Annotated in this window: 8 protein-coding genes; 4 read left to right on the top strand and 4 right to left on the bottom strand. The window is 71.1% G+C overall.

Features of this window, described 5'->3' with window-relative positions; genetic code table 11:
• Window positions 1-111 precede the first annotated feature (111 nt).
• Together ACFXGA_RS23295 and ACFXGA_RS23290 are read right to left on the bottom strand one after the other, a co-directional pair.
• Window positions 112-996 carry a glutamate ABC transporter substrate-binding protein gene (locus ACFXGA_RS23295; protein WP_378090972.1) on the bottom strand — a complete coding sequence of 295 codons (885 nt, stop codon included), beginning with the start codon at window positions 994-996 and terminating at the stop codon, window positions 112-114.
• Between the two features lie 64 nt (window positions 997-1060).
• On the bottom strand, window positions 1061-1789 hold the full coding sequence (locus ACFXGA_RS23290) for an amino acid ABC transporter ATP-binding protein (protein ID WP_378091039.1): 729 nt from the start codon (window positions 1787-1789) through the stop codon (window positions 1061-1063).
• A 160-nt stretch (window positions 1790-1949) separates the two neighbouring features.
• Here ACFXGA_RS23290 and ACFXGA_RS23285 point away from each other — a divergent pair, with 160 nt between their 5' ends.
• Together ACFXGA_RS23285 and ACFXGA_RS23280 are read left to right on the top strand one after the other, a co-directional pair.
• Window positions 1950-2621 (top strand): response regulator transcription factor, encoded by a 672-nt coding sequence (locus ACFXGA_RS23285; protein WP_378090970.1) that lies wholly within the window; start codon window positions 1950-1952, stop codon window positions 2619-2621.
• Window positions 2622-4001 (top strand): sensor histidine kinase, encoded by a 1380-nt coding sequence (locus ACFXGA_RS23280; protein WP_378090968.1) that lies wholly within the window; start codon window positions 2622-2624, stop codon window positions 3999-4001.
• A 5-nt stretch (window positions 4002-4006) separates the two neighbouring features.
• Here the strand turns inward: ACFXGA_RS23280 and ACFXGA_RS23275 are convergent, their stop codons facing one another.
• Window positions 4007-4957 (bottom strand): beta-propeller fold lactonase family protein, encoded by a 951-nt coding sequence (locus ACFXGA_RS23275; protein WP_378090966.1) that lies wholly within the window; start codon window positions 4955-4957, stop codon window positions 4007-4009.
• Between the two features lie 236 nt (window positions 4958-5193).
• Window positions 5194-6144, bottom strand: a complete 951-nt coding sequence (locus ACFXGA_RS23270; RefSeq protein ID WP_378090964.1) for a TAXI family TRAP transporter solute-binding subunit — start codon at window positions 6142-6144, stop codon at window positions 5194-5196.
• A 57-nt stretch (window positions 6145-6201) separates the two neighbouring features.
• Here ACFXGA_RS23270 and miaB point away from each other — a divergent pair, with 57 nt between their 5' ends.
• On the top strand, window positions 6202-7671 hold the full coding sequence (miaB, locus tag ACFXGA_RS23265; protein ID WP_378090962.1) for a tRNA (N6-isopentenyl adenosine(37)-C2)-methylthiotransferase MiaB: 1470 nt from the start codon (window positions 6202-6204) through the stop codon (window positions 7669-7671).
• Window positions 7668-8144, top strand: a complete 477-nt coding sequence (locus tag ACFXGA_RS23260; RefSeq protein WP_378090960.1) for a hypothetical protein — start codon at window positions 7668-7670, stop codon at window positions 8142-8144. Before miaB ends, ACFXGA_RS23260 begins: the two co-directional genes overlap by 4 nt.
• Window positions 8145-8263 lie beyond the last annotated feature (119 nt).

The following is an 8263-nucleotide window of genomic DNA, read 5'->3' as shown; positions in this document are numbered from 1 at the left end:
TCTCTTCCCCCGCCCCACACCGCTAAAAACCCCCACAATACCGCCGGCCGGGACTGTTGTGTCTAACCCCCCGGGCCGCGGGGGACGCCGCCGGCCGGCCGCGGTGGCACGTCAGTAGCGGTCGATCACGGGCTTCTCGGAGGTGGAGCCGGACTTGCCGAGGGTGGCGTCGTACGCGGCCTGCCACTCACCGCCGTTGATGGCGGCCTCGAGGATGTCGTTGATCTTGTCGCGCAGCGCCTTGTCGTCCTTGGCCAGGCCGATGCCGTAGGGCTCGTTCGAGAACGGCTTGCCCACGACCTTCAGCGTCTCCGGGGACTGCGAGGCGTAGCCCTTCAGGATCGCGTCGTCGGTCGTGACGGCGTCGATGGCGCCCTGCTCCAGCTGCTCGACGCACTGCGAGTAGTTCTGCAGCTCGACGATGTTCTCCGGCTCGGTCAGGCCATCGGCCTTGACCTTCTGGATCGGGGTGGAGCCGGTCACCGAGCAGACCTTCTTGCCCTTGAGCGTCTCGGGGCCGGTGATCGAGTTGTCGTCCTTCTTCACCAGCAGGCCCTGGCCCGCGGTGAAGTACGGGCCGGCGAACCCGACCTGCTCCTTGCGCTTGGCGTTGATCGTGTAGGTGCCGACGTAGTAGTCCACGTCACCGTTGATCAGCGCCTGCTCGCGACCGGCCGACGGGATCGCCTTGTAGTCGATCTTGTCGTCGCCGTAGCCGAGCTTGGCCGCGACGAGCTTCGCGATCTCGATGTCGAAGCCGGTGAACTTGCCGGTGGTCGGGTCCTTGTAGCCCAGGCCCGGCTGGTCCTCCTTGACGCCGATGATCACCTTGCCGCGGGCCTTGATCTTGTCGAACGTCGGCGAGCCTTCCACCGTCACGTCGCTGGCGACCTGCTGCGAGGTGGCCGGGGAGTCACCGGGGCCACCCTCCTTGCCGCATGCCGTCAGGGCGAGGCCGCCGGCCAGCAGCGCCACCGCAAGGGTGCGAACCCTCATCGTCCTTCTCCTGCTCTTGTTTCGGGTGTGGCGGCGCCAGGCTCAGCGCCGCGGTCGTGGGACTTCAGTGGGTCAGGATCTTGCCAAGGAAGTCCTTCGCGCGGTTGGACTTCGGCGCGGAGAAGAACTCCTCCGGCGTCGAGTCCTCGACGACCTCGCCGTCGGACATGAAGATCACTCGGTCCGCGGCCTTGCGGGCGAAGCCCATCTCGTGGGTGACCACGAGCATGGTCATGCCCTCCTTGGCCAGCGTCGTCATCACGTCCAGCACCTCCTGGACCATCTCGGGGTCCAGCGCTGAGGTCGGCTCGTCGAACAGCATCACCTTGGGGCGCATCGCCAGGGCGCGGGCGATCGCCGCGCGCTGCTGCTGCCCACCCGACAACTGAGCGGGGTACTTCTCCGCCTGGTTCGCGATGCCGACCCGCTCCAACAGCTCCATGGCGGTCTTGCGGGCCTCGGCCGCGGGGGTCTTGCGGACCTTCACCGGCGCGAGCATCACGTTGTCGACGATGCTCTTGTGGGCGAACAGGTTGAACGACTGGAACACCATGCCGACGTCGGCGCGCAGCCGGGCCAGCTCCTTGCCCTCGGCGGGCAGCGGCTGGCCGTCCACCTCGATCACCCCGGAATCGATCGGCTCCAGCCGGTTGATCGTGCGGCACAGCGTGGACTTGCCCGAGCCGGACGGCCCGAGCACCACGACGACCTGCCCCTTCGGGACCTCCAGCGACACGTTCTTGAGCACGTGCAGGGGCCCGAAGAACTTGTCCACGCCGGCCATCCGGATCATCGGCGGGGCAGGAGTGGCGGCGGTCATCAGTCCTCCAGTAGGGGTTCCTGAGCGATGGCGGAAACCTAGGTGTGAATCCCCACACCAGTCCAGGCGGTTGAGCAAGACTTAGGGTCTCAACTCTGTCACAGGGTGGCGACACTTATCGGGAGGCTCCACGGTGCGGGTGCTGTTGGTCGAGGACGACGACCGCGTGGCGGAAGCGCTGGTGCCGGCGCTCACCAGGCGCGGTTTCACGGTAGACCGACAGGCGACCGGTCGGGGGACACTCGATCGGCTGACAGGCGTCGACGTGGTGCTGCTCGACCTGGGCCTGCCCGATGTGGACGGTGTCACGCTGTGCCGGCACATCCGCGCGGCGAGCGACGTGGCGATCATCGTCGTGTCCGCCCGCGGCGAGATCGACGACCGGATCCTCGGCCTGCACGCCGGCGCGGACGACTACCTGGTCAAGCCCTACGACGTGGGCGAACTCGTGGCGCGGGTGCACGCGGTGCGGCGGCGGCGCGGCGACCCGGTCGGCGCGGGCGGCACCGGCACCGAGGTGTTCGAGGTCGCCGACGTGCGGGTGGACCTCGCCCGGCACGAGGTCACCGTGGCGGGTGAACCCGTGGCGCTGTCGCGCAAGGAGTTCCAGGTGTTGGCGCTGGTGGTGGCCGCGGGTGGCGCGGTGTGCACCCGTGAGCGCATCCTGGCCGAGGTGTGGGGGCGCACCTGGGCGGGGGCCAACCGGACCCTGGACGTGCACGTGGCCACGTTGCGGACCAAGCTCGGGCGGCCCTCGTTGTTGGAGACGGTGCGCGGGGTCGGGTACCGGTTGGGCGGGGGCTGAGTGCGGTCGCGGCTGCTGGGCATCGTGTTGACGCTGGTCGTGCTCGTGCTGGTCGGCATGGGCGTCCCGCTGGGGCGGGGCGTGGCCCAGACCGAGCAGCAGGAGATGTTCCTGGACCGGCTGACCGACACGACGCGCTTCGCGTCCGTGGCCCAGCGGCCGTTCATCGACGACCAGCCGGAGGTGCTGGAAGCCGAACTGGCCCGCTACGAGGAGCTGTACGGGATCCGCGTCGCCCTGGTGGACACGGACGGGCGCGTGGTGGCCGCGTCGTCACCGGGCGTGGACGTGTCCGGGCCGGAGGCGGCCGACCTGGTGCGCGGCGCGCTGGCGGGCCGCCAGCCGGTCGCGCCGGAGCAGGTCATGCCGTGGGAGTCGACCGACCTGGTGCTGGCCGGGCCGGTGCTGGAGGCGGGCGAGGTCCGGGGCGCGGTGGTGACGTTCTCGCCGACGTCGAAGACGCGGGCCGAGATCCTGCTGTGGTGGTCGGTGCTGCTGGCGGCGAGCACGCTGGTGCTCGCGGTCGGCGTGTTCGCGGCGTTGCCGCTGGTCCGGTGGACGCTGCGGCCGGTGCGCCGGCTGGACGACGCGACCGGGCGGCTGCTGGCGGCGGTGGTGTCCGGGCAGCCGGTGGAGCCGGTCGGGTCGTCGGACGGGCCGCCGGAGCTGCGGCAGCTGTCGCGGTCGTTCGACCAGATGGCCGCGAACGTGGGCGACGTGCTGGCGGCGCAACGCGCGTTCGTCGCCGACGCCTCCCACCAGCTGCGCAACCCGCTGACCGCCCTCAAGCTCCGTCTGTCCAATTTGGAGGGCCACGTCACCGGCGAGGGCGTCGCGCACCAGGCGGCGGCCCTGGAGGAGGCCGACCGGCTCAACCGGATCCTGGACGAGCTGCTGTCCATGGCGCGGGCGGGCGCGCCGTCGGTCGACCCGGTGCCGGTGGACGTGGACCGCGCGGTGGCGGGCCGCCTGTCGGCCTGGCAGCCCGCCGCCGCGGCCCGCGAGGTGCACCTCGTGCTCGACGGCGAGCCCGCGGGCCGGGCGCTCGTGCCGCCGCGCGGCGTGGAGACGGTGCTGGACGCGCTGCTCGACAACGCGCTCAAGTTCACCTCCGACGGCACGCTGGTGCGGGTGGACGTCCGCCGGCGCGACGGCGTCGTGCGGCTCTCGGTGCGCGACGAGGGCCCCGGCCTCGCGCCGGACGAGCTGGAACGCGCCACCGACCGGTTCTGGCGCAGCCTCGCGCACCAGAACGTGCAGGGCTCCGGCCTGGGGCTCGCGCTGGTGCGGCAGATCGTGGAACGGGTGGACGGTTCCGTGCGGCTGGAGTCGCCGGAGGGCGGCGGCCTGTGCGTGACCGTCGAGTTCCCGGCGGTCTGAACCGGTCAGGACGTCACGGCCACGCCCTCGGGCTGCCGGCCAGCGCCGAACGAGCCGGCGGGCTTGCCGCTCTCCGCGTCGAGGATCGACACCGTGTCGGACCCCGTGTTGGTGATGTAGACGAAGCTGTCGTCGGGCGCGGCCGCGGAGCCCTCGGGCATGCGCTGCACCTTCACCGTGTCGAGGAGCTTGCCGGTGGGACCGAGGATGCTGACCGTGTCGGACCCGGTGTTGGCGACGTGGACCCGGCCGCCGGGGGTGACCGACACGCCGAGGGGCGCGTTGCCGACCTTGGTCGTCGCGGTGGGCCGGTTGCCGCCGGTGTCGATCACGGTCACCGTGTCGTCGCCGGTGTTGGCGACGTAGAGCCGCTTGCCGTCGAACGAGATGGCGATGCCGGACGGGAAGACCCCGACCGGGATCGTCTGCACGGGCGCCTGCGCCGTCGGGTCGATGACCGTGACGCTGTCGCTGCCGTTGTTGGTCACGTACACGCGGGAGCCGTCCGGGGCGGCGACCGCGCTGTGCGGGAACCGCCCGACCGGGATCGTCTTCACCGGCGCGTTCGTCGCGGTGTCGAAGACCGTGACGTCGTGGGAGCCGAAGTTCGTCACGTAGGCGTGGGTCGGCGTGGCCGCGACGCCGAACGGGTTCGCCCCGACGGGGACCGTGGCGACCACCGAACGGGTGCGGGTGTCGATCACGGACACGGTGTTGGACGACTCGTTCGCGACGTACACGCGGTGGCCGGACGGGTGCGCGCCGACGCCGGTCGGGTAGTCGCCGACCCCGATGGTGGCCACCACCTCGCCCAGGCGCGTGTCGTAGACGGTCACGTTGTCCGAACCGCTGTTGGCCACGAACACCTGGACGCGGGTCGGCCATTTGGGCGAAACGTCGAAACCGGTGCCCGCGACCACGGCGAGCACCGCGACGACCACCCCGTGCGAGCGCATCGGCCCAATCGGGTAATAAATGGAGAAGATGCCGCGCACAAACGCGCGCGTGCCGAATGAACGGACATGGGAGATCCCCGTTTCGACTACCGGATTCCGCGCGGTCCTTCCTGGTCCCGCGCTTGTCGTCACACTGACGGCCTAGTACCCGCGAGGATCGGGAAAAGACCGCTTGACCCCGACTTGGGCGAGCCGCCAGGCGTGGGGCTTCCACCGGGGGAATGACGGTTCCGGCGTTAAACCTTGACGTCCCGGTAATAGCGCATCGCGCCGGGGTGCAATTCGATCGGTGTCGTCTCGATCGCGGACCTGACCTCTATCGACCTGGCCACCGGGCTCGCCGCGACGAGCGCGGGCTGGGCCGCGAACAGGCCCCTCACCAGCCCCTCGGCCACGTCGTCGGCCATGGTGTCGTTGACCAGGAGGAAGTTGCGCACCACGAGCGTGACCACCGGACCCCCCTCCAGCTGCTGGTAGGCCGACGCGGGCAGGGTCGCCGACCCGTACACCGGGTACGCCCGGCGCAGCTCCGGCAGCACGTCCCCCAGGTCGAGCATGCGCAGCTTCACCGTCGAGGCCAGCGTCGCCACCCGGTCGGTCGGCACACCGCCGGACCAGAAGAACGCGTCCAGCGCACCGTCCCGCATGGCGTCCGCGCTGGTCGGCAGGTCCATGTACCGCACCTTGAGGTCGGTCTCCGGCGAGATGTTCGCCGACTTCAGCAGCCGCTGCGCGATCAACCACACCCCGGAGTCGCGCGCGCCCACGCTCACCCGCAGGCCCTTCAGGTCGGCCAGCTTGGTCGCCGGCACGTCGTCCCGGACGAGCAGCTGGAGGTAGTCGTCGTGCATGCGGGCCAGCGCGTACAGCTTGTGCCCGCCCTCGGCCTTCTGCTTCTCCTCCGCCGCGTCGGCCGCGGAGAACCCGACCTGCGCCTGGTTCGACCGCAACCGGTCGAGGTTGTCCACCGAGCCCGCCGTGCTCGCCACCTCCGGGCGCGGGATGCCCGGGTCACGCGTCCACGCGTCGGCCAGCACCACGCTCAGCCCGTGGTAGACGCCGCCGGGGCTGCCGGCCGCGATGGTCAGCCGGACCTGGTCGAAGTCGTCGCCGCACGCCGTCGACAACAGGGTGGCCAGGGCCAACACGACCCCGACCGCGCGCAACCGCACCAGCCTTCCCGACACCTGCGCATCGTCGCACGTCCACGCTCTACGCTGGAGCCGACGGAAGGACTAGGTGCAGTGACTCGCAGTTACCAGATCCGCACGTTCGGCTGCCAGATGAACGTGCACGACTCCGAGCGCCTGGCCGGCATGTTGGAGGACGCGGGCTACACGCCCGCGACGGGCGACGCCACGCCGGACGTCGTGGTCTTCAACACCTGCGCCGTGCGGGAGAACGCCGACAACAAGCTCTACGGCACGCTCGGCCACCTCGCGCCCGCCAAGTCCGCGAACCCCGACATGCAGATCGCCGTCGGCGGCTGCCTCGCGCAGAAGGACCAGGGCGAGATCGTCAAGCGCGCGCCGTGGGTGGACGTGGTCTTCGGCACGCACAACATCGGCTCGCTGCCCGTGCTGCTCGAACGCGCCCGGCACAACCGCGAGGCCCAGGTCGAGATCCTGGACTCGCTGGAGACCTTCCCCTCCACGCTGCCCGCGCGCCGCGACTCGGCCTACTCCGGCTGGGTGTCGGTGTCCGTCGGGTGCAACAACACGTGCACGTTCTGCATCGTGCCGTCGCTGCGCGGCAAGGAGAAGGACCGCCGGCCCGGCGACGTGCTGGCCGAGGTCCAGGCGCTCGTCGACCAGGGCGTGCTGGAGGTCACCCTGCTCGGCCAGAACGTGAACTCCTACGGCGTCGAGTTCGGCGACCGGTACGCGTTCGGCAAGCTGCTGCGCGCCACCGGCGCGATCGAGGGCCTGGAGCGGGTCCGGTTCACCTCGCCGCACCCGAAGGACTTCACCGGCGACGTGATCGCCGCGATGGCCGAGACGCCCGCCGTGTGCCACTCCCTGCACATGCCGCTGCAGTCGGGCTCGGACCGCGTGCTGAAGGAGATGCGCCGCTCCTACCGGACCGCGAAGTACCTGTCCATCCTGGACGAGGTGCGCGCCGCCATGCCGGACGCGGCCATCACCACGGACATCATCGTCGGCTTCCCCGGCGAGACGGAGGAGGACTTCCAGGCCACGCTGGACGTCGTCCGCCAGGCGCGGTTCTCCTCCGCGTTCACGTTCCAGTACTCCAAGCGCCCCGGCACCCCCGCCGCCGAGCTGCCCGACCAGCTCCCCAAGGAGGTCGTGCAGGAGCGCTACGACCGACTGGTCGCCCTGGTCAACGAGATCGCCCACGAGCTGAACCGCGAGCAGGTCGGCCGCCGGGTCGAACTGCTGGTCGCCGCCGGCGAGGGCCGCAAGGACGCCGAGACCCACCGGATGACGGGCCGCGCCCGCGACGGCCGCCTGGTCCACTTCACCCCGGGCGACGCCCCCGTCCGCCCGGGCGACGTCGTGGAGACCGTGGTCACCTACGGCGCGCCGCACAACCTGATCGCCGACGGCCCGCTCCTGTCGCACCGCCGGACCAAGGCGGGCGACCGCTCGGAAGCGGGCGTCACCCCGAAGACGCCGGGCGTGACCCTGGGCCTGCCGACCTTCGGCAAGCCCGCCCCCCTGCCCGCGGCGGTCGGCGGGTGCTCGGTCGGATGAGCCAGAACGAGCCGGACGACCTGGCCGGCCTGCGCGAGGAGATCGACGACGTGGGCCGTTCGGCGGCCCGCCGCTTCGACCCCGGCGCCGGCGCGCTGACCATCGCCATCGCCGCCCTGGCCATCCTCGTCTCGCTGATCCTGCCGTGGGTCGACGGCACGACGGGCCTGTCCATCCTGACCGGCGGGGGCCCCGGCCTGCCCCGCGTGTTCGCCTACGCGGCCGTAATCGTGGGCGTCCTGCTGCCGGCACTGACCCTGGCCGTGCGCCGCTGGGCCCTGGCCTGGGTGTGCGCGCTCTCCTCCTTCGCCGCCTCCGTCGCGGGCGTGCTGTCGATCTGGACCACCCAAACCACCACCGGCCACCACCCCGGCCCGGGCCCGGGCATCGGCCTGATCCTCGCCGTGGTCGCCGTCGTCGTCATCCTGGTCAAGTGGCTCCGCCTAGCCGCCTCCCGCCCCCCAATGCAATAACCACCACTCCCCAACCCCCACCCACAACCAACCCCACCCAACCAGCCCGCCCCACCCACAACGGACCCGCAACCACCCCACCGAGGCTCGATTTGACATGGGTTCGGGTGCCTTAGGCC

This window comes from Actinosynnema sp. NPDC059335 (assembly GCF_042752395.1).
Taxonomy (GTDB): Bacteria; Actinomycetota; Actinomycetes; order Mycobacteriales; family Pseudonocardiaceae; genus Actinosynnema.
The sequence above is the reverse complement of the archived record's forward strand: the minus strand, read 5'-3'. Positions and strand labels throughout refer to the sequence as shown.

What these genes read in the sequence shown, in the direction of transcription:
- ACFXGA_RS23295 (WP_378090972.1), bottom strand. Translation starts at nt 996, where the DNA reads ATGAGGGTTCGCACCCTTGCGGTGGCGCTGCTGGCCGGCGGCCTCGCC.
- ACFXGA_RS23290 (WP_378091039.1), bottom strand. Translation starts at nt 1,789, where the DNA reads ATGATCCGGATGGCCGGCGTGGACAAGTTCTTCGGGCCCCTGCACGTG.
- ACFXGA_RS23275 (WP_378090966.1), bottom strand. Translation starts at nt 4,957, where the DNA reads ATGCGCTCGCACGGGGTGGTCGTCGCGGTGCTCGCCGTGGTCGCGGGC.
- ACFXGA_RS23260 (WP_378090960.1), top strand. Translation starts at nt 7,668, where the DNA reads ATGAGCCAGAACGAGCCGGACGACCTGGCCGGCCTGCGCGAGGAGATC.